The organism is Catenulispora subtropica (assembly GCF_039531675.1).
GTDB classification, from domain to species: domain Bacteria; phylum Actinomycetota; class Actinomycetes; order Streptomycetales; family Catenulisporaceae; genus Catenulispora; species Catenulispora subtropica.
This window is the reverse complement of sequence record NZ_BAAAQM010000025.1, coordinates 39,699-64,192: the sequence shown is the minus strand read 5'-3', so window position 1 is coordinate 64,192 and position 24,494 is coordinate 39,699. Positions and strand designations below refer to the sequence as shown.

21 protein-coding genes are annotated in these 24,494 nt (G+C 72.6%); 11 read left to right on the top strand and 10 right to left on the bottom strand.

From position 1 onward, the window contains the following. The first annotated feature begins 1 nt into the window (after nt 1). The gene (locus ABD466_RS22015; RefSeq protein WP_344659018.1) at nt 2-889 is read left to right on the top strand and encodes a hotdog family protein; all 888 of its coding nucleotides are present in this window, start codon (nt 2-4) and stop codon (nt 887-889) included. 45 nt (nt 890-934) lie between these two features. Continuing rightward, the gene (locus ABD466_RS22010; RefSeq protein ID WP_344659017.1) at nt 935-1,963 is read left to right on the top strand and encodes an aldo/keto reductase family protein; all 1,029 of its coding nucleotides are present in this window, start codon (nt 935-937) and stop codon (nt 1,961-1,963) included. A gap of 63 nt (nt 1,964-2,026) precedes the next feature. Here the strand turns inward: ABD466_RS22010 and ABD466_RS22005 are convergent, their stop codons facing one another. After that, entirely contained in the window at nt 2,027-2,965 is a 939-nt protein-coding gene (locus ABD466_RS22005) for a cation diffusion facilitator family transporter (protein WP_344659016.1), read from the bottom strand. 63 nt (nt 2,966-3,028) lie between these two features. Next, complete coding sequence (locus ABD466_RS22000; protein WP_344659015.1) at nt 3,029-4,681, bottom strand: AMP-binding protein; 1,653 nt, start codon at nt 4,679-4,681, stop codon at nt 3,029-3,031. A gap of 200 nt (nt 4,682-4,881) precedes the next feature. On the opposite strand from ABD466_RS22000, the gene ABD466_RS21995 reads away from it, so the two are divergent. Beyond that, the gene (locus tag ABD466_RS21995; RefSeq protein ID WP_344659014.1) at nt 4,882-5,502 is read left to right on the top strand and encodes a DUF4253 domain-containing protein; all 621 of its coding nucleotides are present in this window, start codon (nt 4,882-4,884) and stop codon (nt 5,500-5,502) included. Between the two features lie 292 nt (nt 5,503-5,794). On the opposite strand, the gene ABD466_RS21990 is transcribed toward ABD466_RS21995, so the two are convergent. Continuing rightward, nucleotides 5,795-7,258 (bottom strand): MFS transporter, encoded by a 1,464-nt coding sequence (locus ABD466_RS21990; protein WP_344659013.1) that lies wholly within the window; start codon nt 7,256-7,258, stop codon nt 5,795-5,797. Nucleotides 7,259-7,369: 111 nt separating this feature from the next. On the opposite strand from ABD466_RS21990, the gene ABD466_RS21985 reads away from it, so the two are divergent. Next, nucleotides 7,370-7,873 carry a MarR family winged helix-turn-helix transcriptional regulator gene (locus tag ABD466_RS21985; protein WP_344659012.1) on the top strand — a complete coding sequence of 168 codons (504 nt, stop codon included), beginning with the start codon at nt 7,370-7,372 and terminating at the stop codon, nt 7,871-7,873. On the opposite strand, the gene ABD466_RS21980 is transcribed toward ABD466_RS21985, so the two are convergent. The 7 genes from ABD466_RS21980 to ABD466_RS21950 form a co-directional block, all read right to left on the bottom strand. After that, nucleotides 7,851-8,567: a hypothetical protein gene (locus tag ABD466_RS21980; protein WP_344659011.1), complete on the bottom strand. Its 717-nt coding sequence runs from the start codon at nt 8,565-8,567 to the stop codon at nt 7,851-7,853. The two genes, ABD466_RS21985 and ABD466_RS21980, sit on opposite strands and share 23 nt — an antisense overlap. A gap of 112 nt (nt 8,568-8,679) precedes the next feature. Next, nucleotides 8,680-9,927, bottom strand: a complete 1,248-nt coding sequence (locus ABD466_RS21975) for an MFS transporter (protein WP_344659010.1) — start codon at nt 9,925-9,927, stop codon at nt 8,680-8,682. 39 nt (nt 9,928-9,966) lie between these two features. Beyond that, complete coding sequence (locus tag ABD466_RS21970; protein ID WP_344659009.1) at nt 9,967-10,818, bottom strand: class II fructose-bisphosphate aldolase; 852 nt, start codon at nt 10,816-10,818, stop codon at nt 9,967-9,969. Between the two features lie 8 nt (nt 10,819-10,826). Beyond that, on the bottom strand, nt 10,827-11,837 hold the full coding sequence (locus ABD466_RS21965; protein WP_344659008.1) for a 1-phosphofructokinase family hexose kinase: 1,011 nt from the start codon (nt 11,835-11,837) through the stop codon (nt 10,827-10,829). Next, nucleotides 11,834-12,766 (bottom strand): ROK family protein, encoded by a 933-nt coding sequence (locus tag ABD466_RS21960; RefSeq protein ID WP_344659007.1) that lies wholly within the window; start codon nt 12,764-12,766, stop codon nt 11,834-11,836. Before ABD466_RS21960 ends, ABD466_RS21965 begins: the two co-directional genes overlap by 4 nt. A 1-nt stretch (nt 12,767) precedes the next feature. Continuing rightward, the gene (locus ABD466_RS21955; protein WP_344659006.1) at nt 12,768-13,691 is read right to left on the bottom strand and encodes an SIS domain-containing protein; all 924 of its coding nucleotides are present in this window, start codon (nt 13,689-13,691) and stop codon (nt 12,768-12,770) included. A gap of 212 nt (nt 13,692-13,903) precedes the next feature. Next, nucleotides 13,904-14,668 (bottom strand): DeoR/GlpR family DNA-binding transcription regulator, encoded by a 765-nt coding sequence (locus ABD466_RS21950; RefSeq protein WP_344659005.1) that lies wholly within the window; start codon nt 14,666-14,668, stop codon nt 13,904-13,906. 281 nt (nt 14,669-14,949) lie between these two features. Here ABD466_RS21950 and ABD466_RS21945 point away from each other — a divergent pair, with 281 nt between their 5' ends. The 7 genes from ABD466_RS21945 (at nt 14,950) to ABD466_RS21915 (ending at nt 24,479) form a co-directional block, all read left to right on the top strand. Further along, nucleotides 14,950-16,386 (top strand): aminotransferase class V-fold PLP-dependent enzyme, encoded by a 1,437-nt coding sequence (locus ABD466_RS21945; RefSeq protein ID WP_344659004.1) that lies wholly within the window; start codon nt 14,950-14,952, stop codon nt 16,384-16,386. Between the two features lie 144 nt (nt 16,387-16,530). Further along, nucleotides 16,531-17,883 carry an ABC transporter substrate-binding protein gene (locus ABD466_RS21940; protein WP_344659003.1) on the top strand — a complete coding sequence of 451 codons (1,353 nt, stop codon included), beginning with the start codon at nt 16,531-16,533 and terminating at the stop codon, nt 17,881-17,883. Beyond that, entirely contained in the window at nt 17,880-18,845 is a 966-nt protein-coding gene (locus ABD466_RS21935; protein WP_344659002.1) for a carbohydrate ABC transporter permease, read from the top strand. Before ABD466_RS21940 ends, ABD466_RS21935 begins: the two co-directional genes overlap by 4 nt. Beyond that, nucleotides 18,842-19,672: a carbohydrate ABC transporter permease gene (locus tag ABD466_RS21930; protein ID WP_344659001.1), complete on the top strand. Its 831-nt coding sequence runs from the start codon at nt 18,842-18,844 to the stop codon at nt 19,670-19,672. Before ABD466_RS21935 ends, ABD466_RS21930 begins: the two co-directional genes overlap by 4 nt. Nucleotides 19,673-19,679: 7 nt before the next feature. Then, nucleotides 19,680-21,407 carry a glycoside hydrolase family 36 protein gene (locus ABD466_RS21925; RefSeq protein ID WP_344659000.1) on the top strand — a complete coding sequence of 576 codons (1,728 nt, stop codon included), beginning with the start codon at nt 19,680-19,682 and terminating at the stop codon, nt 21,405-21,407. Next, nucleotides 21,404-22,477: a LacI family DNA-binding transcriptional regulator gene (locus tag ABD466_RS21920; RefSeq protein WP_344658999.1), complete on the top strand. Its 1,074-nt coding sequence runs from the start codon at nt 21,404-21,406 to the stop codon at nt 22,475-22,477. The genes ABD466_RS21925 and ABD466_RS21920 overlap by 4 nt, the downstream gene beginning before the upstream one ends. Before the next feature lie 76 nt (nt 22,478-22,553). Continuing rightward, on the top strand, nt 22,554-24,479 hold the full coding sequence (locus tag ABD466_RS21915; RefSeq protein ID WP_344658998.1) for an ArnT family glycosyltransferase: 1,926 nt from the start codon (nt 22,554-22,556) through the stop codon (nt 24,477-24,479). Nucleotides 24,480-24,494 lie beyond the last annotated feature (15 nt).

Sequence of the window (24,494 nt, the reverse complement as noted above, 5' to 3'; positions counted from 1 at the left end):
CATGACGGAAGCGGCACAGCGCGACGGGCGGCGCGACGACGTCCGCAGGGCCTGGCTCGACGAGCCCGAGGCCGGGCTCTCCGGCGCGAGGATCGCGAAGCACCGGCTGGTGGAACAGGTGCGGCGGCTGGTGGACGCGGCGTTCCAGCTGGACTGCGGGGACGCGGGATACGGGGACGCGGACGGGATCGCCGCGGTGTTCGATCGGCGCGCGGTGGCGTCGAGGGCGCGGGAAGGGGCCGCCGGTGCGGAGGCCGGCGGCGAAGGCGGCGCGGAGGCCGGCGGCGAAGGCGAGGGCGACACGGTGACGGCGCCCGAGGGCGACCCCCGGACCCGGGCCGACGCGGAGCGGGCCGCGTACTTCGAGGCTCTGGCCGCCGAGGCCGAGTCGCTCGCCGACCGCGTCGCCGCCCTGCCGCGCGTCCCGCGCGCGGACGTCGGCGGCGTCAACGCCAGCCAGGCGCGCCGTCACGACGCGCTGCTGGTGGAACGGTCGACGATCAACGGCCGGGGCAACCCGCTGTCCCCGCCGGTGCGGATGTGGGCCGACGGCGACCTGATCCGTGCCGAGGCGTACTTCACGGCGCCGTACGAGGGCCCGCCGGGGCGCGTCCACGGCGCGTGGGTGGCGGCGTGCTTCGACGAGATCCTCGGCTGCGCACAAGGGGCTTCGGGGGCGTTCGGCTTCACCGGCACGCTGACGATCACCCTGCGCCGAGCCACACCGCTCTACACGAAGATCACCTACGAAGCGGGCTTCTCCCACCGCGAGGGCCGCAAGATCCACGCGTGGGGCCGCTGCTACGCCGACGGCCACCTGACCGCCGAGGCGACCGGCGTGTTCGTGATCCCGGCGTTCGGCGGCGTGGGCCACGGCTCGGCCGCCTGACAAAAGATCACCCCTCCACGCCCCGCCCCCGCTAGGGTCCGGGGCGTGGAACATCGTGCACTCGGCCGGAGCGGCCTGTTCATCAGCGAGATCATTTACGGCAACTGGCTCACCCATGGCGAAGGCGTGGAGCGGGACACGGCGGCGGCGTGCGTGCAGGCGGCACTCGACGCGGGCGTCACCACCTTCGACACCGCCGACGTCTACGCCCAGGGCGCCGCGGAGGAGGTGCTCGGCCAGGCTCTGAAGGGCGTGCGCCGCGAGTCGCTGGAGATCGCGACGAAGGTGTGCCTGCCCACCGGCCCCGGCCGCAACGACCGCGGCCTGTCCCGCAAGCACGTCATCGAGTCCTGCCACTCCTCCCTGCGCCGCCTGGGCACCGACTACGTCGACCTGTACCAGGCCCACCGCTTCGACGACGAGACACCCCTGGCCGAGACCCTCATCGCCTTCGACGACCTGGTCCGCGCCGGCAAGGTCCTGTACCTCGGCGTCTCCGAATGGCGGGCCGGGCAGATCGCCGAGGCCCTCCGCCTGGCCGGCGACCTGGGCCTGCGCAGCCGCATCGTGGCGAACCAGCCGCAGTACAACATGCTGTGGCGGGTGATCGAGCCGGAGGTCGTGCCGCTCTCCGAGCGCGAGGGCATCGGCCAGATCGTCTTCCAGCCCCTGGCCCAGGGCGTCCTCACCGGCAAGTACCTCCCGGGCGAGCCCGCCCCGGCCGGCTCCCGCGCCGACGCCGGCGGCCGCGCCCCGCAGTTCATCTCCCGCGTCCTCGGCGACACCCTCCTGCGACGCGTCCAGGAACTGCGGCCCATCGCCGCCGACGCCGGCCTGACCATGGCCCAGCTCGCCGTCGCCTGGACCCTGAACCGGCCGGGCGTCTCGGCCGCGATCATCGGCGCCACCCGCCCCGAGCAGGTCCGCGACAACGCGGGCGCCTCCGGCGTGACGCTGGACGCCGAGACGCTGAAGCGGATCGACGACGTGCTGGGCGACCTGGTCGACCGCGATCCGGCGAAGACCGGCAAGATGATGGACGTCAGGCCGGAGTGGCGGGCGTCGCGTTCGTAGAGTCGCGTTCTCAGAACGGTGAAGGCCGCGCCCCGGTTTCCCCGGTGCGCGGCCTTCGCGCCCTCAGCCGGTCGCCGGCTCCGGCAGCGGCCCGGGCCGCCGGATGTCCGGCTCCAGATAGATCAGCCGCGCCTCCGGCACCGAGGCGCGGATGCGGGCCTCGGCCTCGTCGATCGCCTTCGCGATGTGCTCGGCGGTCTCGTCGTGGTCGACCGCGATCTTCATGGCGACCAGCAGTTCCTCCGGGCCCAGGTACATGGTGCGCAGGTGGATCACGTCGGTGACGGTGTGGCCGTCGACGGCGGCGGCGCGGATGGCGGCCACGTCGTGCTTGCCCGCGCCCTCGCCGACCAGCAGGCTCTTCATCTCGACGGCGAGCACTATGGCGATGCAGACCAGCAGGGCGCCGATGCCCAGGGTGCCGACGCCGTCCCAGCGGCCGTTGTCGGTGACGACCGCCATGCCGACGCCGAACAGGGCCAGGCACAGACCGATCAGGGCGCCGAAGTCCTCCAGCAGCACCACCGGCAGCTCCGGGGTGGTGGCGTGGCGGATGAACGCGGCCCAGGACCGGCCCTCGCGCAGGTGGTTGGACTCCCGCACGGCGGTGCGGAACGACAGACCCTCCATCACGACCGCGAACAGCAGCACCCCGACGGCCCAGTACCAGCTCTCGACCTTCTCGGGATGGGTGATCTTGTGCCAGCCCTCGTAGAGGGCGAACAGGCCACCGAGGCTGAACAGCACCACCGAGACGATGAACGCGTACACGAACCGTTCGCGGCCGTACCCGAACGGGTGCTCCTCGTCCGCCTTCTTCTTGGCCTGCTTCCCTCCGATCAGCAGCAGCACCTGGTTGCCGGAGTCGGCGACCGAGTGCACGCCCTCGGCCAGCATCGAGGCCGACCCCGTGAAGGCGTACGCCACGAACTTCGACACGGCGATCCCCATGTTGGCACCCAGCGCCGCCACGACCGCCTTGGTACTACCTCCTGCGCTCATGCGCGAGACTCACCTGCTCCTTCACGATTCCCCGGGCCCGAAAGGAAGCAGCGTAACAACGATCTAACGGTGGCCGGGCGGAGTTCGGCCGTGTTCGTCGAACTCGCGTGCCAGCCCGGAACGATCTCCGTCGGTCATCGCCCGGTACGGCCCGCGTCGCCCGTCCCGCAGGAACACCGGATCCGCCGTGCGCCACGCCTCGGCGACCAGATCGCGGACGACGATCTTGTTCGTGGCCGTCCGCGGCATCGCGGGGACGAGCCGTACGTAACGGGGCCACCACAGCTCCGGAAGCTCGGAACGGGACTCCAGATACGCCGCGAACGCCTCCGGATCGAACCCCCCGGCCCCTCCGGACGCCTCCAACGCCACCATCACCTGGTCCCCGGCCACCGCGTCCGGCACCCCGTACGCCGCGGCGGCCACCGCCCCCTCCCACTCCTCCACCGCCCGCGCGATCGGCCCGGACGCGAAGTTCTCCCCGCCGACCCGGATCCAGTCCCCGGACCGGCCGGCGAAGAAGAAGTTCCCGTGCTCGTCCCGGTAAGCCAGGTCCCCGGACCAGAAGCGGCCGTCACGCAGCTTCGCCTCGTCGGCCTCCCGATGCCGGTAGTAGCCCTCGAACGCCCCGGCTCCGGCGAAGTTGACCATCTCCCCGATCTCGCCGGCCCCGCACTCCGCACCGGTCTCGACGTCGACGATCCGCACGTCCCCGACCGGCACCCCGAGCGCGCCCGACGGTGTCGACGGCAGCCGGTAGAACGAGATCCCGCCCTCGGTCGAGCCGAAGGCGTCGGTCACGGCGCACCCGAACCGCTTCGCGAACCGGTCGACGTCGGCCGGCGCCGCCTCGTTCCCGAAGACCTGCCGCAGGGTGTTGTCGGAGTCGTCGGGCCGCTCGGGGGTGGCGAGGATGTAGGCCAGCGGTTTGCCGACGTAGTTCGCGTAGGTGGCGCCGAAGCGGCGCACGTCGGCCAGGAACCCGGACGCCGAGAACCGCCGGCGCAGCGCCAGCGTCCCGCCGGTCGCCACCGCCGGGATCCACGCGGCGATCACGGCGTTGCTGTGGAACAGCGGCATCGCGCAGTACAGGACGTCGTCCGCGGTCAGGCCGCGCTGCCGGGCCAACGTCGAACCCTGGCTCGCGACTTTGCCCTGCGTGCAGACGACGGCCTTCGGGGCGGACGTCGTCCCGGAGGTCATGATGAGCATGAACGGCGTCTCGGCCGCATTCAGTGAGACGGCGTGGCTCGATCCGCTCGATCCCGGTGCGGATCTCGGGTTCCACTGGTCCGGCGCGTCGATGTTGACCACCGGGATCCCGCTGTCCCGCACCATGGCCAGAAACGGGGTCTCGGTGATGATCAGAGCGCAGTCGGTGTGGCGGGCGTCCCGCACCACCTCGGCCGCGCCGCGCGTCGGGTTGAGCCCGACCAAGGTGAACCCGCCGAGGCCCGCCGCCCCGAGCAGGAACGAGAACTCCGGAACGTTCTCCATCAGGATTCCGACGTGCCGGGGGCCCTCCGCCGTCCCCTCCCCCACGGCCGCCAGCCGCCCGGCCAGCCACGCGGCGCGCGCCGCGCTGCGCCGGACGTGTTCGTCCCACGACACACGCCGCACGACGCCGTCCTGACCACTCCAGGTCAGGGCACTGCGGTGGTCGCCGACGCGGGCGGCGAGCAGCTCGGCCACGGAGGTGTTCCAGCGTCCCGTCATGCCGCGCAGGGTAGGGACTGTGGGTTGAGAACTCTAGGGTCATCTGCCATGAGGGTGGAGCGGGGGACGACCCCGGAGGGGTGGCGCCGCCTGCCTCGTGGACCAAGGTGGCGAGACACCGGCGGCTTTGGCTGAACAGCAGGTTTATTCGCACCGCTGGGACTTCTGGTGGGACTGATCAAACGTCTAGTGTCACCACCATGAAGGACTTGACCGACTCGGCGGTGGTGTTGGGGACGCTCGCGGACGGCACCGAGGTGCTGGCCGTGACGGTCGAGGCGGGCACGGCGCGGCAAGCGTGGGAGGCCCTGCGCGAGCGGCACGCGGAAACGGGCCTGTGGCCGTTCCTGATCGATCAGGAGGGCCCCACGCTGCCGGACCGGCTTCCGGCTGCCGGCACGGTGCGGGAGCGGCACCGTGGGGCGGCTGAGATCTTCGCGCGGGCGTCGCTCATGAGCATCGTCTTCCACGACGGACCAGAACGGGCAGAGAACGCAGAGAGCTTGTCCGCCGCCGAAGCGACGGCGACGTCCATCGGCCTGATCGCGGCCGAGTGGGGCGGCGTGGAGATCCCCGGCCTGCTCGACTGGGACGGCGCGCCGGGAGTGTCCGGCCTCGAGCACACGGCGGTGCTGGCCGACTGGCATCGGCGGTTCGGTGCGCAGTTGCTGACGTTGACCCGCGATCGGATCGAGCTGGAGGTGCCGCGGCCGCCACGCGATGGTGAGGAGGTCAAGGCCGTGGCCGGGGAACAGGTGGGGTACTGCCAGTCCGTTCCGTTCCAGGCGTCCGGTCCGCGCTGGAGCTTCCACTGGCGCTGACGGTCAGCCGTGGGGGGCTAGGAACGTGGACCACGGTCAGCCGGAGCTGGGAGAGATCGAGGCCTGCTTCGTCGCGGTCGTCGAGGGCCGGATGAGCCGGGACCAGGCCGACCGGTGGGCGGCCCGGTGGCTGCTCGACGACGAACAGGTGCGGGAGTGGTCGCGGGAACTGCGGGAGCGGGGTGCGATACCCGCCCTGCCGACACGGTCACCGCGTCGGCAGGGCGGGTATCGGCAGCTACGGCACCAGCTCCCGTTGTCAGCTCCGGTTCTCAGCTCCGGAACCAGCCTGTCAGGCGTTGACCCCGGCCAGCTCCGACCGTGCCGGCCCGCCGTCCTGCGCCGCGATCGGCGTCGACGACGTCGACCCCATCGTCGGTGCCTTCACCAGGAACGGCACCGCGGCGGCGACCACGGCCAGGGCCGCGGCGATCACGAAGCTGTGGGTGTAGGCGTCGATGGTCGGCAGCTTCACCCCCGGGGCGACCGGCTTCATGTCGGCGGTCAGGACCGCGCCCATCACCGCCGTGCCGATCGCGCCGCCCACGGTGCGCAGGACCGCGTTCATGCCGTTGGCGATGCCGGACTGCTGCACCGGGACCGAGGCGTTGATGTAGGCCGGCATGGCCGCGTACGCCATGCCCACGCCGACGCCCAGGACGCCGGAGGCGATCACGACGTCCCACGCGGAACCGTGGACGAACACCAGCAGCCCCAGGGCGACCGCGGTGGCGGCGCCGCCGAGCACCAGCGGCAGGCGCGGGCCGCCGCGCTTGATCAGGGAGGCGCCGCCCAGGCCGGCGGCGAACGAGCCGACCGCCGAGGGGAACAGCATCCAGCCGGAGGACAGGACCGAGGCGCCGAAGCCGTAGCCGACCGCCTTCGGGGTCTGGGTGAAGTCCGACATCAGCAGGAAGGCCCCGTACATCGCGAAGCCGACCAGGACCGCGGCGGTGTTGGTGACCGCGATGGTGGGCTTGGCCAGCATCGCGATGTCCACCAGCGGGGAGCTCACGCGGCGTTCGACCACGACCCAGACCGCCAGCACCACCGCGGCGGTGACGAACAGCCCGAGGGTGCGGGCCGAGACCCAGCCCCAGTCGTTGCCCTGGCTCACCGCGATCAGGAACGCCGACAGCCAGCCGGCCAGCAGCAGGGCGCCGAGCGGGTCGGCCTTGCCCTCGGCGGTCACCGGGTCGTGCGGCACCAGCAGCAGCACCAGCGCGAAGGCGACGCCGGCGAGGATCGCGCCCATCCAGAACACGGCCTCGTAGCTGAAGTGCTCGACCACCGCGCCGGTGGCGACCAGGCCGAGGCCGGAGCCGATGCCGAGGGAGGCGGAGATCAGGGCGACGCCGCCGGTGACCTTCTCGCGCGGGAGCTCGTCGCGCACGACGGCCACCGCCAGCGGCAGGATAGCGCCGCCGGTGCCGGCCAGGATGCGGGCTATCAGCAGCACCTGGAAGGAGCCGCCGATGCCGCCGATGATCCCGCCGGCGAGCACGCCGGCGATCGCGATCACCAGCACCGGCTTGCGGCCGCGCAGGTCGCCGATGCGCGCCAGCAGCGGCGTCAGCACCGCCGCGGAGAGCAGGTTGGCGGTCATCAGCCAGGTGATGCCGCTCCCGGCGACGTTCAGGTCCTTCTGCAGCGTCGGCAGGATCGGGACCACGGAGGTCTGGACGAGGGAGAACGCCAGAACGGACAGCACGAGTGCGGGCAGGACGCCCCTGCCTCGCCGCATCTGGTCGGACATGCGGTGCTCCAATTACTTGCCTTGGTCTACAGTTAATCTCATGAAGTATTTAACCACGACCGGCGGACCGGGTGTTGAGCCCCTCCCCCCGCCGTGCGTACCGTGACTGCCGTGAACCCCGCCGAACGCCCCGCCGGACTGGACCGCCGCGACCCCCTGACGGCTCAGGTCCTGGAGTTGTTCTGGATGGTCTCGCAGGCCTTCTTCGACAACTACGACGAGGCCGCGTCCCGCCACGACCTGACCCGTATGCAGGCGTTCATGCTGGCCCACCTGCTGTCCGGACCCAAGCCCATGCGGTCGCTGGCCGAGCACCTGAAGTGCGAGCCCTCGAACATCACCGGCCTCGTCGACCGGATGGAGGCGCGCGGACTCGTCACCCGCGAGCCGGATCCGGAGGACCGGCGCGTGAAGAACATCACAGCGACCGATCTCGGCCGCGAGTCGTTCGAGGCGGTGTGGTCCGGCCTGACGTTCGCCGCCGAACCGCTGAGCGCGCTGAGCGTGGCCGAGCGCGAGACGTTGCGCGACCTGCTGCAACGCCTGGTGCCGGCGGACCGCGCCGCCGGCGAGGGCGCCGAGCGCGGCGCGGCTAGTGGTCCTGCTCGACCGTGACCGGCTTGGGGTCGCCGGTGACCGCCGAGGTGACGGCGACGCCGAGCACCAGCGCGGTCACGACGGCCTGCACGAGCGCCACCCGGGTCCGCCCGGCGCGGAACAGCAGGAACGCGACGACCCCGAACACCGCCGCCACCACGAAGAGCACGACCAGGTCCTCGGCGTAGGCCTGGCGCCGCAGGTGCAGGCTGGCCTCACCCATGCGCTGCACCTCGATGACCGTCAGCGCTATCAACGCCACGATCGCGACGCCGAAGTCGGCGAGCAGGACGCGGGCCATGAGCGGGAGGGTGCGACCGGCGGGGTCGAGGTGGGGGTGGGCGGCCGAGTGCTCGCGCTGGAGGTGCGGGGCGGACGCGGCGGTGCCGGAAAGCCCAGAAGGCTCAGACACCTGAGACCGGTCTGACCGGTCTGACCGGGCCGAGTGGTCTGACCGGGCCGAGTGGTCCGGCTGGTCGGCGAAGGTCCCGGTGGACGCCGGAGCGCCGGATGAGCCGCCGGCCTCGCGGTCGTCGCCGCCGCGCATGGCCGGCACCGCGCTGGTGACCGCGCCGCTGACCGCGTCCTCGACCGCGCCGCTGACCGCGTCCTCGCGCGCTCCGCCCGCGGGCCCGACCTCCACGCGCGACCCCTGCGGCGGCACCGCCCCGAGGGTCTGCTCCTGCGCGCTGGACATCTCAGGGTTCGCCATTGGTCGCCGTTCTTCGTGATGCGCGGTCGGGTGTCCGCTTATGCTGGCGCAGCCGACCCCCGGCGCGCCACCCGGGCTGCTCCCGCGGGCGCAAGTTTTGGAAAGTCTTGAGTCATCCGGCCAAGGCCGGAAGCGGCAGCGGGTCCGGGGACACGGCGCGCAGCCGGCGGACCGCCGGGACCGCCAGCAGCGCCGCACAGCCGATCACCGTCGCGGCCGCGGACAGCAGCAGGGCGCCGCGTTCGCCGATCAGGGCCGCCTCCGGGCCGGACAGGGCCTGGCCCACCGCCAGCAGGGACGTGCAGCCGGCCACGTCGTAGGCGTAGAGGCGGTTCAGGATCGCCGGCGGGATCTGCGTCTGGCCGGTCGTGGTCCACAGCACCAGCTCCATCGAGCGGGTCCAGCCGCTGACGAACATCGCCGCGCCGGTGACCGCCAGCGGAGCGTCGACGCCGATCGTCACCATCGGCAGCGCCATCGGGATCGCCAGCAGGAACGCCGTGCGCAGCGGGAACTGCGGCCGGACGCGGGCCACGCTCAGCCCGCCGAGCACGCCGCCGGCCATCTCCAGGGCCAGCATCACGCCGAACGCGGTCGAGCCGTGACGGGTCGTCAGGACGCTGATCGACAGTACGAAGAACGGTCCGAACGCCACCAGGCTCATCAGCGCGAACACCACGATCACGGCCCAGAACCAGGTCCGGCTGCGGAACTCGCGCCAGCCCTCCACGATGTCCTGCCGCCAGTGCTGCGCCACCTCGCGCTCCGGGGGTGAGGCCAGCCGCAGGCGGAGCAGGCACACCGCGCTGACGCCGTAGGCGACGGTGTCGACCAGGAACACCGTCTGCGGCCCGCCCACAGCGACCAGCCCACCGCCGGCCGCCGCGCCGATCACCGCCGTCAGCGCGGCCGAGGACGACAACAGGCCGGACGCTTCCTGGACCCGTCCCGGCGCGATGGCCGGCAGCACGCTCCCCAGCCCGGGCTGGAACATCCCCGTGGCGGTTCCGTGGACCAGCGAGCCGAGCAGGAAGAACCAGAACGGCGGGTGCCCGACGAACGCCAGATACGCCGCCAGCGTCCCCTGCAGGACGAACCGCAGCACGTCCGCGCCGATCATCTGCCGCCGCGGCCCGAACCGGTCGGCGAACACGCCGCCCACCATGACGAAGACCACGAACATCCCGACCTGCGCGGCCAGCACCAGCCCCAGTCCGCCGGCGCCGTATCCGGCCGACAAGGCGGCCACCGCCAAGCCCACCGGGATCATGGCGTCGCTCAACGCGGACGTGACGCGCGCCGTGAAGAACAGCCGATAGGGCCGCAAGCGGAACAACTGGAACTCGGCGCGATGAAACATGGCCCCCTCGACAGCAGACCCGACCCGTCCGACGGGCGATCAGCCGAGAACGCTAATGAAATGTGCTGCGGTTTTCACCATGTTTTCGCGAGCCGAGACGAGGTACTTGCGGGGGTCCACGGCGTCGGCCGGAGCCTGCTCCAGGTACGCGCGCACCGCGCCGGTGAACGCGATGTTCAGCGCGGTCCCGATGTTGACCTTCACCAGCCCGCCGGCCACGGCGCGGGCGAGTTCCCCGTCCGGCACGCCGGAGGATCCGTGCAGGACCAGCGGCACACCGACGGCCTCACCCAGCCGGGCGATGAGTTCGTGGTCGAGGACGGCGCTGCGGTCGGTCATGGCGTGCGAGCTGCCGACGGCCACGGCGAGCGCGTCGACGCCGGTCGCCGCGACGAACTCGCGCGCCTCGTCCGGGTCGGTGCGGGCGCCGGGGGCGTGCGCGGACAGCGGCGGCTCGCCGTCCTTGCCGCCGACCTTGCCGAGCTCGGCCTCGATCCACAGGCCGTGCGCGTGGGCCCAGTCGGCGGCCTCGCGGGTGGCGCGGACGTTCGCGGCGTAGTCGAGGTGCGAGCCGTCGAACATGACGGAGCCGAAGCCGTGATCGGCGGCCTGCCGCAGCAGGTCGGGGTCCTCGACGTGGTCGAGGTGCAGGGCGACGTCGACCCCCGCGGTCTCGGCGACGGCCGCGGAGGCGCGGGCGATCGGGGCGAGGCGGCCGTGGTGGAACTTCACGGCGTTCTCGGAGATCTGCAGGATCACCGGGGCCTGCGCGGTCTCGGCGGCGGCGGTGATCGCCTCGGCGTGTTCGAGTGTGATGACGTTGAAGGCGGCCAGGGCGTGCCGGCCGGCGCGGGCGGCGGCTATCAGGTCGGCGGTGGGCTTGAGGGGCATGGGGCTCCTTAGCTTCGGGGACGCGGGCTCTGGGGGTGCGCGTCGTGGGGGCGCGTGTCGTGGGGGTGCGCGTCGTGGGGGTGCGCGTCCCGGGGGCGCGCGACGATGGCGGACCGGAACCGCCGGTACGCGTCGGCGTCGAACACCCCGGCGCGGTCGGTGAGCACGGTCGCGGCGGACAGCGCGGCGGCGTCGGCGAGGGTCTCGGGCCACGGGGTCCCGTCGGCGAGCCCGACGGCGAGGGCGGCGACGGTGGCGTCGCCGGCGCCGGTGGGGTTGCCGCCGTCGATGCGGGGCGGGCGGGCGGTCCAGGCGCCGTCGGGGGTCAGGGCGGTGAGGCCGGCGGGGCCGTCGGAGGAGACCACGGCGCCGGCGCCGAGCTTCAGCAGTTCGGCCGCGGCGCGGGCGGGGTCGTCCAGGCCGGTGGCGTCGAGGAGTTCGTGGGCGTTGGGTTTCACGATCGCCGGGTGGGCGGCCAGGCCGGCGAGCAGCGCCGCGCCTTCGGTGTCGAGGATCGTCGGGACGCCGAGGCCGGCGGCGAGCGTGATGAGGCCGGTGTAGGCGTCGTCGGCCAGACCGCGGGGCAGTTTGCCGGAGAGCACCAGGACGGAGGCGGTGTCGAGCGTCGCCGTTTCCAGTAACGAGGCCACCGCCGCGCGGATCTCGGCCCACTCCTCGGCGGTGAGTTCGGGCCCGGCCTCGTTGAAGCCGGTCGCGAGGCCGTGCGGAGACTCCGTTTCGACCACCGTGACGGTGCGGCGGGTCGCGCCGCTGATCGGTATCGCGAGGTGGGGGACCCCCGCCGTCTCCAGCTCCGCGCGCACGGCCTCGCCGTCGAAGCCGCCGAGCGGAAGGACCGCGACGGTCTCCCGCCCGAGGGCGTGCAGGGTGCGCGCAACGTTCACGCCCTTGCCGCCGGCCTGGGCTATGACCTGTGGGCGATGAGTCGTTCCCGTTCGCAGCTCCGGGACGGTGTACGTGATGTCCAGAGCCGGGTTGAGCGTGACCGTGACGATCACGGCACGAGGTCCCAGGCGAGCAGACCCGCGCCGAGACAGCCCGCGAGGTCGCCGAGTCCTGCGGTGACCAGCTCCGGCAGCACGTGGTAGGTGGCCTTGGCTTTCAGCGCCTCGTCGAGCGGCACCATCAGCGCGTCGCCGGCCTCGGCCAGGCCGCCGCCGATGACCACGCGGCCCGGGTCGAGGATCGCGACGATGGTGAGCAGGGCGTCGGCGAGCGCGTCGACGGCCTCGTCCCAGATGCGGGTGGCGACGGGGTCGCCGGTGCCGAGCTTCGCGGCGACGTCGAGGGCGCCGGTGTTCTCGGTGCCGGCGGCCTCGGCGTAGCGGGCGGCGACGGCGCCGGCGGCGGAGTACTGCGCGAGACAGCCGGACAGCCCGCAGCCGCAGGGGATGCCCCCGGGGCGGACGACGAAGTGTCCGAACTCGCCGCCCATGCCGTGGGTTCCGAGGTCCGGCTTGCCGTCGATCATGATCGCGCCGCCGATGCTGGTGCCCAGCGGCAGGAACACGAAGCGGGACGAGCCGCGTCCGGCGCCGATCCGGGCTTCGGCCACTCCCCCGGCGCGGACGTCGTGGCCGATGGCGACCGGGACCGCGAGGCGCTCGGTGAGCAGCGTCCGGAACGGGACGTCGCGCCAGCCGACGGTCGCGGAGAAGACGCCGACGCCGGTCGTCTCGTCGATGATCCCGGGCAGCGCGAAGCCGGCCGCGGCGACGGGCGTGCCCTCGGCGGCACACTGCTCGGCGAGCTCGGCGGCGAAGTCGACGATCGTCGCGACCACCGCCTCGGGGCCGCGCTCGATGCGGGTCGCGCGCCGCCAGGTGCGCGTCAGTTCGCCGTCGCGGGTGACCAGGCCGGCCTTCATGCCGGTGCCGCCGACGTCCAGGGCGAGCGCGTGGAGCGGGGGCTGCGCGGGACCGGGCATCTCAGACCTCGGACAGGATGATCGAGCGGGTCAGGTTGCGGGGGTTGTCGACCTCCAGGCCCTTGCCGGCGCCGAGGGCCACCGCGACGCGCTGCACGCGGATCAGCTCGGCGAGCGGGTCGCGGCCGTCGGCGCAGGCGTCGATCCAGGCGCCGCCGGTGGCGCCGACCTGCTCGGCCAGACCGCGCGGGGCGTCGCCGAGCATCCAGGTGACGGTGCCCGGGGAGGCGATGCTGATCGGGCCGTGGCGGTACTCCATCGCCGGGTAGGACTGGGTCCAGGTCAGCGAGGCCTCGGTCATCTTCAGGCCGGCCTCGTTGGCGATGCCGACGGTCCACCCGCGGCCGAGGAAGGCGAACTGGGTCTTGTCCAGGATGCCGTCCGGGAGCGGCTCGGTGACGCAGGCGTGGGCGTCGGCGGCGGCCTCGTCGATGGCGAAGACGCCGCCGGACTGCGCGGCGACGTGCGCGCGGAACAGGGTCAGGGCCGTGGTGGCGAAGCGGGTCTGCACGACCGACTTCTCGTCGGCGAAGTCCAGGACGATGGTCTCGTCGGCCAGGGCGGGCGCCGGGGTGTCCGGGTCGGCGATGACGGCGACGGTCGGGAGGACGCCCTTGAGGCCCTGCAGCAGTTCGAGCACCTCGGTGGTGGTGCCGGAGCGGGTCAGCGCGACCACGCGGTCGTAGGCGCGGCCGAACGGGAACTCGGACGCGGCGAAGGCGTCGGTCTCGCCGAGGCCGGCCTGCTCGCGGAGGACGGCGTAGGACTGCGCCATGTAGAGCGACGTGCCGCAGCCGACGACGGCGACGCGCTCGCCCCGGGCCGGCAGCGCGGCGGCCGCCGGGCTCACGGCGATCGCGGCGGCCCGGCGCCAGGTGTCCGGCTGGCTGGCTATCTCGGCTTCGACGTGTGCGGATCCGGACATGGTCACTCCCCAGGCTGACGGCGATCGTGCTTGTATCTGAACGATAGCCAGAGAAGTCGAGCAGAATCAAGCATAGATTATCGACGGTGACGGCGTGTCGCGCCCCGGCTCACCCGCTGTGCGCGCCGGGGCGCGGGGACGGCGCACCGCCGCGCGTCACCCGGCTCAGCGGTCCCACCCGGTCCCGCCCGGTCTCACTCGGTCTCACTCGGTCACTCCGCCACATGGATGCGCACACCGAGCTCGGCCAGCGCCTCCAACTCGGCCGGGTCGGCGCTCGGGTCGGTGACCAGATCCGAGACGAGGGCGGCCTCGGCGATGCGCGCGAAGGCCCGACGGCCGACCTTGGTGCCGTCGGCGACCACGATCACGCGCGAGGACTGCAGGATCATCGCGCGGTTCGTCTGCGCCTCCACCTCGTGGTGGGTGGTGACGCCGGCCGTGGCGCTGACGCCGCCGACGCCGAGGAAGGAGGCGTCCAGGTTGAAGCCCTCCAGCGCGCGCTCGGCGACCGGGCCGATCAGCTCGTAGGACTCGGTGCGGACCGTGCCACCGGTGACGACCAGGTCTATCGCCGGGCGCAGGGCCAGCTCGGCGGCGATGTTCAGGGCGTTGGTGACGATCTTCAGGCCGCCGCGCATGCCCAGGAACCGCGCCACCTCGCTGGTGGTCGTACCGCCGCACAGGCCCACGGTCGCCGCGCTCTCGTCGATCAGCCCGGCCGCCAGTTCCGCGATCCGGCCCTTCTCCTCCTGCTGCCGCGCACCGCGGTAGCGCATCGGCAGCTCATAGAGGACGCCGGCCGGGACGGCGCCGCCGTGCGTGCGCTTCACCAGACCCTGCTCCTCAAGGGCCTGCAGGTCGCGGCGGATGGTGGCCTGGGACGTGCCCAGGCGGTCGGCGGTCTCCACCACACCGACCGACCCATGGTCGGCCAGCAGGGCGAGGATGGCTCCGAGGCGGTCTTCTTGGCGCATGGGGACACAGTAGCGCGCGATCGCTCACCAAGATGCTCGTTCGCGCAAAATCCGAGCATCACTGATCATCCCACCCGGGGTCTTGTCAGAACGTCCCCGACCCTCTACTTTGAACGTTCAAATCCCGGTGATCAGGACGGTGAGGGGCGGCGATCGGCGATATGAACGTTCAAAACACGGGACCGGACCCGATCCCCGGCCCCACCCCGGCCGGCGGCGGACGCGGCCGGACCGCCGAACCGGACCCCGGATCCCCACCAGCCACGAGAAAGGGAGGCGCCATGACGCACGGCGCCCCCGCTGCGACCACGGAGGACGGGCCGACCGGCTCGGCCTTCGGGAAGCAGAACCCGATCGAGCAGCCACGACACCACTCGCCAGCCGGCCCCGCGCGTCCCGCGGCGACCGCGAACGCGCTGACCGGTTCGGCCTCTCCGCCGGCGACCATCGCTGAACAAGCGCAGTCGCCAGCGCAGTCGCAAGCACAGTCGCAAGCACAGTTGTCCGACTCGCCGGTCGAGTCGGGCGCGGCGACGGCCGGCGCCGGCGCCGCACAGGTTCGGCGCTCGCCGTCGACGACGACGGCGGCGCCGGGCCGCCCCGGGCCCGGCCGGGCCCATCAGATCACCGTCGACTCCTACTTGTCCCGCTTCGCCGAGCCCGACGGCTATCTCGACTTCGCACGCTTCGGGCCGGTGTCGTCCGACGTCGCGTCCGTTCTCGAGCGGGCCGCCACCACCGTGCGGGTTCGCGGGTGGGACGCGCTCGACGAGTACGACGGGGAGTCGGAGCGCACCAAGTCCGCGGCCGGTGAGCTGTTGGCGTGTGCGCCTCATGAGGTCGGGCTGGTCAGCTCGACGTCGCACGGGCTGGCGGCGGCCGCGTTCGCGTTGCGGGGGCCGGGGACGGTCGTGGTCGCGCGGACCGACTTTCCGGCCGCGGTCTACCCGTGGCTGCGGGCGGCGGAGCGGGGTGGGCTGACCGTGCGCTTCGCGGACGGACCGCTCACGGCGGAGCGGTTGCGGCCGTTGCTGGACGAGTCGGTGCGGGCGGTGTCGGTGTGCGCGGTCGATGCCGGGAGCGGGTTCGTGGCACCGGTCGGGGAGCTCAAGGAGCTGATCGGGGCGCGACGGGTCCTGGTCGTCGACGCCGTGCAGGCGTTGGGGGCGACGCCGTTCGAGGTGGCGGGGGCCGATGTGGTCGCCGCCGGAGGGCAGAAGTTTCTGCGGGCCGGGTGGGGGGCCGCCTTGCTGGCGGTGCGGGACCGGGTCGCGGAGTTCGTGCGGCCGGGGATCGGGGGGTGGGCCGGGGTCGACGATCCGCTCGGGGAGGCTCCGCATCCGCATCCGCCTCGACCGGGCGGGACGGCGCACATGTTCACCAATCCGGACGGGCCCGCCGTGGCCGCGTTCGGGGCGGGGCTGCGGCTCGTGCTCGATACCGGCGTCGAGCGGATCAACGCCCTGATCCGGGAAGTGGTGGGGGCGGTCGCGGAGGCCGCACAGGGTGCCGGGGCCGAGGTCGAGACGTACGGCGGCGGCATCATGCGGTTGCGGGTGCCGGGCGCCGATCCGGACGCCGTGCACGCCGCCCTCGCCGACGCCGGGCTCACCACCACGTTGCGCGGCGCGTGGATCCGCGTCTCGCCGCACGCCAGCAGCCGTCCCGACGTCGCGGACCGGATCGGTGCCGTGCTCCGGGGCGTGCGCACCGGCTGATCGTCCGACCGCGGGACCCGCTGGGACCGGCTCCGCCCGGCGCATCACGCTCCACCGGCAAGGCAGCATCACGATCATCAGTGCAACGTCACACGTCACACATTCAAGATCATCCCTCAGATCGCTTTCACCGAGAGGACCCCCATGTCCGACATCTCCCGCCGCGGCCTCCTGCGCGCCTCCGGCTTCGGCCTCGCCGCCCTCGCCGCCGGCCCGGCTCTGGCCGCCTGCTCCGGCGACGGCGGCAGCACTCCCTCCGCCTCCGGTGGCGGCGCCGCCACCGGCAAGATCACCGTGTGGTCCTGGACCACCGCGGCCGCCGCGCTCAAGGGCGTCGTCCCCGCCTTCCAGAAGGACAACCCCGGCATCACCGTCGACGTCCAGGACGTCGGCAACCCGGCGATCTGGGACAAGATCACCGTGGGGATGGCGGCCGGCGGCCAGGGCCTGGCCGACGTGCTGCACATCGGCTGCGACTACCTGCCCGGCTACCTGGAGAAGTTCCCCGGCGGGCTGGCCGACCTGTCGGCGCTCGGGGCCGACGCGCACAAGGACGAGTTCGCCAAGGGCCTGTGGCCGGCCATCAGCGGCAAGGACGGCCACGCCTACGCGCTGCCGTGGGAGGTGAACCCGCTCGGCTTCTTCTACCGCAAGGACATGTTCGACAAGGCCGGCATCGACCCGACCACGCTGGAGACCTGGGACGACCTGATCGCCACCGGCGCCACGTTCAAGTCCGCCAACCCCGGCGTCTCCTTCCTCGGCATCGACAAGCCCGCGGCCGCTTCCCCGGACTGCGACTTCCTGCAGTCGCTGATGCAGCTCCAGGGCGCGTTCTACTTCAACCTGCAGGGCGACATCTCCCTCTCCTCCGCCGCCTGCGTCAACGCGCTGACCACGATCAAGAAGCTCAACGACGCCGGACTCATCGGCGACGCCGCCGGCGACCACGGCTGGAGCAAGCTGGTGCAGGCCGGCAAGGTCGCGGTCGCGCCCCTGCCGGCGTGGGCCGCGCACTACCTGGCCACCAAGTTCCCCGACCAGAGCGGCAAGTGGCGGCTGGCCAAGCCGATGGCGGTCACCAAGGGCGGCAAGCGCTCGGCGATCGTCAACTCCACCCACCTGGCCGTCGCCAACTCCAGCCCGCGCAAGCAGGCCGCGTGGAAGTTCGTCGAGTACGCGCTGACCAAGCCGGCGTCGGTGAACGCGATGTTCAACGCGGGCGGCGTGTTCCCGGCCCTCACCGCGGCCTACACCGACCCGCTGTACGACGCCCAGGACCCCTTCTACGGCGGCCAGGCGCCGCTGAAGACCTTCACCGGCCTGCTCACCGACGGCGCCGACGCCACCAACTACTCCGGCGACTACGCGCGCGCCCTCAAGCTCGCCTCCGACGCGCAGGTCAAGGTCCTGCTGAAGGGCGCGGACCCGGCGACCGAGCTGAAGAACGCCGCCGACCAGCTGGCGTCCCAGACCGGACGGAAGATCGCCGCGTGAGCGTCGCCGTGACCGGTAGGCGGCGGGACGAGAACAGCGGGAACCCACACCGGGACACGGCGGCGCTCGCGGACGCCGGGCGGAGGCGGGCCAAGCGCGCCTCCGCCCGGCGCAAGGCGGTGCCGTACCTGCTGCTGGCGCCGGCCCTGCTGACGTTCGCCGTCTTCAAGGCCTACCCCATCCTGGACTCGCTGCGGATCTCCACGACCACCGGCGCCGGGGCCGCCACGCGCGGCGCCGGGATGAGCAACTACCAGCGGCTCGTCCACGACCCGCTGTTCTGGCAGGCCCTGCGCAACACCGCCGAGATCCTCGTGGTCCAGGTCCCGTTGATGCTGGCGCTGGCCCTGCTGCTGGCCCTCGGGATCAACTCGGCGCTGGTGAAGTGGCGCGCGGTCTGGCGGCTCGGCATCTTCATGCCGGCCGTCACCGGCCTGGTCGCCACCGGCGTGATGTTCGGCTTCCTGCTCGACAAGGACTCCGGCGCGCTGAACTGGCTGCTGAACGGCGTGGGCCTGGGCAAGGTCGACTGGCTGGGCAGCGGCAGCGGTGCGCGGATGGCCGTCGTGCTGGTGCTGACGTGGCACTACACCGGCTACAACGCCGTGATCTACCTCGCCGGGCTCCAGGGCGTGCCCAAGGACCTCTACGAGGCGGCGATGGTCGACGGCGCCGGTCCGGTCCGGCGCTTCCGCTCGATCACCGTCCCGGCGCTGCGGCCGATCATCCTGTTCACCGTCGTGCTGTCCAGCATCGGCACGCTCCAGCTGTTCGACGAGCCCTACATCCTCACCCGCGGCGGCCCCGACAACGCCACCCTGACCGTGTCGATGTACCTGTACGAGAACGGCTTCCACTACTTCGACTTCGGATACGCCTCCGCGATCGCCTACGCGCTCACACTGCTCGTGGTGATCCTCGGTGTGGTCCAGATGCGGCTGATGGGAGACCGAGACAAGTGATTCTCACCAAGAGGCTGAAGGGCTGGCCGCTGACGCTGGTCCTGGCCACCGTCACCGGACTGTCCGTAGCCCCCTTCTACTGGCTCGTGGTCAGCGCCACCCAGAAGGACTCCGACATCTTCGCCTGGCCGCCGAAGCTCGTCCCGAGCTCCAACTTCCTGGCCAACCTGCGCGACCTGAACGACAAGATCGGGCTGTGGCGGGTGCTGGGCAACTCGCTGGCGGTCGCCTCGCTGCAGACGCTCGGCGGGCTGTTCGTGGCGCTGCTGGCCGGCTACGCCTTCGCCAAGTTCCGCTTCCGCGGCCGCACGATCCTGTTCGGGCTGCTGCTGTCCACGCTGGTGGTGCCGGACCAGGTCATGCTGGTCCCGCTGTTCCAGATGATGCGCTCGTTCCACCTGCTCGACAGCTACCAGGCGCTGGTGCTGCCCGGACTGTGCGTGCCGTTCGCCATCTTCATGATGAGGCAGGCGCTGTCCGGGCTGCCGGACGAGCTGCTCGACGCGGCGCGGGTGGACGGCGCCGGCGAGCTCCGGGTGCTGCTCAACGTCGTGGTCCCGGTCATGCGCCCGTTTCTGGCGGCCATGTCCGTGTTCCTGTTCCTGGGGTCCTGGAACTCGTTCGTGTGGCCGCTGATCGCCATGCGGAGCCCGGAGATGCACACCCTGCCGGTCGCGCTGGCGACACTGCACGGCCAGGAGAGCAACACCGACTACGGGGCGATCCTGTCCGGGACGGCGCTGTCCACGGTGCCCATCATGATCCTGTTCCTCGTCCTGCAGAAGCAGTTCATCTCCGGCCTGCTGGCCGGCGCCACGAAGGGATGACACGGCCATGACCGACATTTGGGAGCCCTACGCGGCCAAGGCCGAAGGCGCTGTGCGCACGGTCGAGGTGGGCGCGTACGCGTTCACGGTGACCGGCGCCGAGGAGGTCGTCACGGCGACCGCGACCGACGACGGGATCGTCGAGCTGGAGCTGGTCGGGCCGGGTCCGATCCGGGCCGCGTGGCACTTCCCGTGCACCGACGTCACCGCGCTGTGGACCCCGGAGACCACCGGACGCGGGTGGATCCCGGCGGCGTGGACCGCGCCGAAGCAGGTGGCGCTGACGCGGGGCGCGCCGGTGGCGTCGCTGGTCGGCGTCGGCAACGTCAGCCGGTGCACGTTCGCCGCGCTGGAGGCGGAGGTGCTGGCGACGGGCGGTGTGCACGAGGAGACCGGCGAGTTCCGGTTCTGGGTGCAGGCCCAGCGGCGGCTGACGCTGCGGGTGGACTTCTCGGTGCGGCACTTCGCGCACTGCCTCGCGGGGATCACCGCGTGGTGGAGCGGGGGGAAGGAGCTGACGTTCCCGGACTCGGCTCGGATGCCCGCGTACTCGACCTGGTATTCGATGCACCAGGACGTGACGCCGGAGAAGGTCGAGCGGCAGGCCGCGCTGGGCAAGGCGCTGGGGCTGGACGTGATCATCGTCGACGACGGGTGGATGACCACGGACCGGCGGCGCGGGTACGGGCACTGCGGGGACTGGGACCCGGTCTCGCTGCCGGACACGGCGGCGCACGTCGCGCGGGTGCACGACCTCGGCGTCGAGTACATGCTCTGGTACGCGATCCCGTTCGTCGGGCGGGAGAGCTCGATGTGGGAGGCGTTCCAGCCGTACGCGCTGCGGCAGGTGGAGCACCTGGACACGATGGTCGTCGACCCGCGGTATCCGGTCGTCCGCGCACACCTGGTCGAGCGGCACGCCCGGGCGGTCGAGGCGTGGGGCATGGACGGGCTGAAGATCGACTTCGTGGACTGGTTCGGGACGGACGCGGACGCGCCGGAAGCCGGGCCCGCGGCGGACTGCGCGACGGTTTCCGAAGGTGTGGAGCGGCTGCTCGCGGAGATCTTCCTGCGGATCCGGGCGGCCAAGCCCACCGCGCTGGTGGAGTTCCGGCAGCCGTATGTGAGCCCGGGGCTGTGGCCGTACACGACGATGGTCCGGGCCGTGGACTGCCCGCTGAGCCCGGCGGAGAACCGGCAGCGGACGGTCGACGTGCGGCTGGCGGCCGGGAAGGTGCCGGTGCACTGCGACATGCTGCTGTGGCACGCGGCCGAGCCCCCGGAGCAGGTGGCGTCGCATCTCGTCAACGTGCTGTTCTCGGTGCCGCAGGTGTCGGTCGACCTCTCGGAGCTCCAGACGGGGCAGCGGGAGGCGCTGGCGTTCTGGCTCGGCGTGTTCCGCCGGTACCGTGACGTGCTGCAACTCGGGACCCTGGAGCCGGTGCGGCCGGACCTCGGGTATCCGATGGTGCGCGCCTACGATGGGACGACCGAAATCGTCGCGCGCTACGCCGCGCTGCCGGTGGACGCCGCCGGAACCTGGGAGGAGCTGCTCGTGGCCAACGCCGATGCCGATCCGTACGTCCGGATCCGCGGCGGGAGCGGACCGGTGCGGGCCGTGGTGCGGGACTGCCGGGGCGCGGAGGTCTGGGAGGGGACGCTGGAGCTGGGGGACGTGTCGCCGTACGTGCCGCGGGGCGGGCTCCTCACGCTGAGCCGGACCGCGGGCGCATGATCCGAGCTCCGGAGCCCGGGCCGCGCCGCGGGAAGGCGACCATCGAGGAGGTGGCGCGCGCCGCCGGCGTGTCCCGCCAGACGGTGTCGAACGCGCTCAACGCCCCGCAGCGGGTGCGCGACGCGACGCTGGCCCGGGTGATGGACGCGATCGAGCAGCTCGGGTACCAGCCGGACTCGTCGGCCCGGTCGCTGCGGACCGGCGAGCGCCGGGCGCTCGGCTACCTGGCGCCGGCCGACGACCCGTTCGACCCGAACCCGCTGATGGGCGGGTTCCTGGAGGCGCTGGTCGACGCGGCCGGCGCGGAGGGGTTCCGGGTGCTGTTGTTCCGCCCGGCGCCGGGTGCGCGCGATGCGCGGGCGGTGCTGGACGAGGTGATCGCGGCGCGGCAGGTGGACGGGTTCGTGTTGTCGGACGTGCTGGAGGGGGACGCGCGGGTCGAGCATGTGGCTCGGGCCGGCGTGCCGTTCGTGACGTTCGGACGGGCTGAGGCGCCGGGCGGCGGCGCGGCCGCCGGCGGCGCCTTGCCCCTTTCCGCCTCCTGGGTCGACGTCGACAACGCGGCCGCGGTGGAGGCGATCGTCGCGCATCTGGCCGGGCTGGGACATCACCGGGTGGTGTATCTGGGATCGGAGACCGGTCTGCCGTGGATGAAGGAGCGGCGTGCGGGGTTCCGGCGGGCGGCGTCCGCGGCGGGGCTCGAGCGGCTCGAGTCGGTCGCGCCGCTCGACGATCCGGCGGGGGTGGTGGCGGTGGCGCGTGAGGCGTTGGGGCGGCGGCCGACGGCGATCGTGGCCGAGAGCGACAGCCTGGCGCTCGCGGCGTATGAAGCGGTGCGGTCGGAGGGGTTGGCGGTCGGCGCGGACGTGGCGGTCACCGGCTTCGGCGACGCTCCGGTGGCGCGGGTGCTGCATCCCGGGCTGACGTCGGTGCGGCTGCCGTTGCGGGCGATCGCCGGGGAGATCGTGCGGCGGCTGGTGGGGCAGGTGCGTGGTGAGGCGGGGCCTGCGGAGGGGCTGTCGCTGGCCGCGGAGTTGGTGGTGCGGGAGAGTTCCGGTCCGCCCCGATAGCGCGCTTTTTTCTGTATTCGGTGACTGTTTCGTAACTCTGCGGTGACCAGGCCCGGTTCGTCTCGTTGAACCGGGCATGGCGTGGATTGCTCGGCGGTCGTCGGACCGTGCCCTGGTCGGCGGGCTGACAGCGGTGGCGGCGGTGGTGTTCGGGTGGGGGTTCGACCGCGGTCGGACCCACCCGTACTACACCGCCGCGGTGCGGTCGATGGGGGCGAACTGGCACGACTTCGTGTACGGGGCCTTCGACCCGTCGGGCTTCATCACGACCGACAAGCTGCCCGGCGCGTTCTGGGTGCAGGCGCTGTCGGTGCGGCTGTTCGGTTTCCACGCGTGGGCGGTGCTGCTGCCGCAGGTCCTGGCGGCGACGGCGTGCGTGCCGCTGCTGTTCGTGACGGTGCGCCGCTGGGCGGGCCGGGCCGCCGGGTACGCCGCGGCCGTCTGCTACACGCTGACACCGGTGACGGTCGCCCTCTCCCGCACCAACATCCCCGACGCTCTGATGGTGTTCTTCCTGGTGGTGGCGGCGCACGCGCTGTGGCGCTGGGCCGACGGCGGGCGCCGCGCGCTCTGGTGGCTGGCGGCGTCGGCGATGTGGCTGGGCGTCGCGTTCAACGTGAAGATGGGCCAGGCACTGCTGGTGGTCCCGGTGTTCGCAGGGGCTTGTTATCTCCTGGGAGCGGGCCCGCGATGGCGCCGCCTCGGCCGCGCGGCGGCGTACGGGACGGCGGTCGCGGGCGTGTCGCTGGCCTGGATGGTCTTCGTGACCCTGACTCCGGCGGCCGGCCGCCCCTACATCGACGGCTCGGTCCACAACTCGGTCTGGGAGATGGTCTTCCAGTACAACGGCTTCGGCCGCATCGGCGGCCAGGACGCCGGCGCCGACCCGCTGGCGGGAGGAGCGGTGCTGTCGGGCGCGGGCGGTCCGGCCGGGCTCGGGCGGCTGTTCGGCGCGCAGTCGGCGGGACAGATCAGCTGGCTGGTTCCGGCGGCGGCGGTGGGATCGGTGCTGGGGTTGTGGGCCGCGCGGCGGCGCGCGGGCTCGGGCAAGGGCGCAGGAACAGACACCACAGCAGCGCTGGGTACCAGCACAGCCGAAGCCAGCGTCGGAGTCGCAAACGCTGCGGTGCCGCTTTCGGCGACCCACCTCCGCACCGGCTACCTCTTCTGGGGCGGCTGGCTCGCCATCTACGCCCTCGCCTTCTGCACCGCGACCGGCATCCACTCGTACTACACCTCCACCCTCGCCCCGCCGGTCGCCGCCCTCGCCGGGGCCGCGTTCGTGGCCGCCGCGCGGGGCGCCGCCTGGCGGTTGCCGGCCCTCGTCGCGCTGACGGCCGGCTGGGCGTTCCTCGCCAGTCGCGAGACGCCGCACTACCAGCCGTGGCTGCGGTGGTTCGTGGTGGTGGCCGCCGTGGCCGCGATCGTGCTGCTCCCCTGGGCTCGTCTGGTCCGCAGCCGGGCCCTGGGCGTCACCACCGCCGTGGCGGTCGCGGCGGCGGTGTTCGCGGCGCCCGCGGTGTGGGCGGGTTCGGTGCTGGTCCGGCACGGGAGCACCATGGGCAGCATCATGGCCTCGGCGGGGCCGCCGCAGAACATGTTCTCGGGACGGCTCACGAGCCGGTCCGTCAACTCCGACATCGAACGCGGCATGCGGGACTTCGAGCGGGGGCCCGATCCGCGGCTCATCCGCTTCCTGAGCCGCCGGCGGGGTGCCCGGCCCTACGCGGCGGCCGTCGACGGGTCCATGGCGGCGGCCGCCTACCTCGCCAAGGGCGTCGCGGTCCTGCCGATGGGCGGCTTCACCAGCGACGCCCCCGCGCCGACCGTCGGCGGGCTGGCCGAGCTCGTGCGCAGCGGGCAGCTCCGCTACGTCGTCCTCACCGGGCTGCGCATGGGCAAGAGCGGGCCCCAGGCGGCCGCACGGGACGGGTGGGTCGCCGAGAACTGCCACGGGGTGCCGGAGTTCTCGGGTGGGTCGAAATTATTCGACTGCGCGTGAGGGCGAGGGCTAAGA

Bases quoted from the DNA above. Each gene is read 5' to 3' on its own strand.
- ABD466_RS22015 (WP_344659018.1), top strand. From the start codon at position 2: ATGACGGAAGCGGCACAGCGCGACGGGCGGCGCGACGACGTCCGCAGG.
- ABD466_RS22005 (WP_344659016.1), bottom strand. From the start codon at position 2,965: ATGAGCGCAGGAGGTAGTACCAAGGCGGTCGTGGCGGCGCTGGGTGCC.
- ABD466_RS22000 (WP_344659015.1), bottom strand. From the start codon at position 4,681: ATGACGGGACGCTGGAACACCTCCGTGGCCGAGCTGCTCGCCGCCCGC.
- ABD466_RS21995 (WP_344659014.1), top strand. From the start codon at position 4,882: ATGAAGGACTTGACCGACTCGGCGGTGGTGTTGGGGACGCTCGCGGAC.
- ABD466_RS21990 (WP_344659013.1), bottom strand. From the start codon at position 7,258: ATGTCCGACCAGATGCGGCGAGGCAGGGGCGTCCTGCCCGCACTCGTG.
- ABD466_RS21980 (WP_344659011.1), bottom strand. From the start codon at position 8,567: ATGGCGAACCCTGAGATGTCCAGCGCGCAGGAGCAGACCCTCGGGGCG.
- ABD466_RS21975 (WP_344659010.1), bottom strand. From the start codon at position 9,927: ATGTTTCATCGCGCCGAGTTCCAGTTGTTCCGCTTGCGGCCCTATCGG.
- ABD466_RS21970 (WP_344659009.1), bottom strand. From the start codon at position 10,818: ATGCCCCTCAAGCCCACCGCCGACCTGATAGCCGCCGCCCGCGCCGGC.
- ABD466_RS21960 (WP_344659007.1), bottom strand. From the start codon at position 12,766: ATGCCCGGTCCCGCGCAGCCCCCGCTCCACGCGCTCGCCCTGGACGTC.
- ABD466_RS21955 (WP_344659006.1), bottom strand. From the start codon at position 13,691: ATGTCCGGATCCGCACACGTCGAAGCCGAGATAGCCAGCCAGCCGGAC.
- ABD466_RS21950 (WP_344659005.1), bottom strand. From the start codon at position 14,668: ATGCGCCAAGAAGACCGCCTCGGAGCCATCCTCGCCCTGCTGGCCGAC.
- ABD466_RS21945 (WP_344659004.1), top strand. From the start codon at position 14,950: ATGACGCACGGCGCCCCCGCTGCGACCACGGAGGACGGGCCGACCGGC.
- ABD466_RS21940 (WP_344659003.1), top strand. From the start codon at position 16,531: ATGTCCGACATCTCCCGCCGCGGCCTCCTGCGCGCCTCCGGCTTCGGC.
- ABD466_RS21925 (WP_344659000.1), top strand. From the start codon at position 19,680: ATGACCGACATTTGGGAGCCCTACGCGGCCAAGGCCGAAGGCGCTGTG.
- ABD466_RS21920 (WP_344658999.1), top strand. From the start codon at position 21,404: ATGATCCGAGCTCCGGAGCCCGGGCCGCGCCGCGGGAAGGCGACCATC.
- ABD466_RS21915 (WP_344658998.1), top strand. From the start codon at position 22,554: ATGGCGTGGATTGCTCGGCGGTCGTCGGACCGTGCCCTGGTCGGCGGG.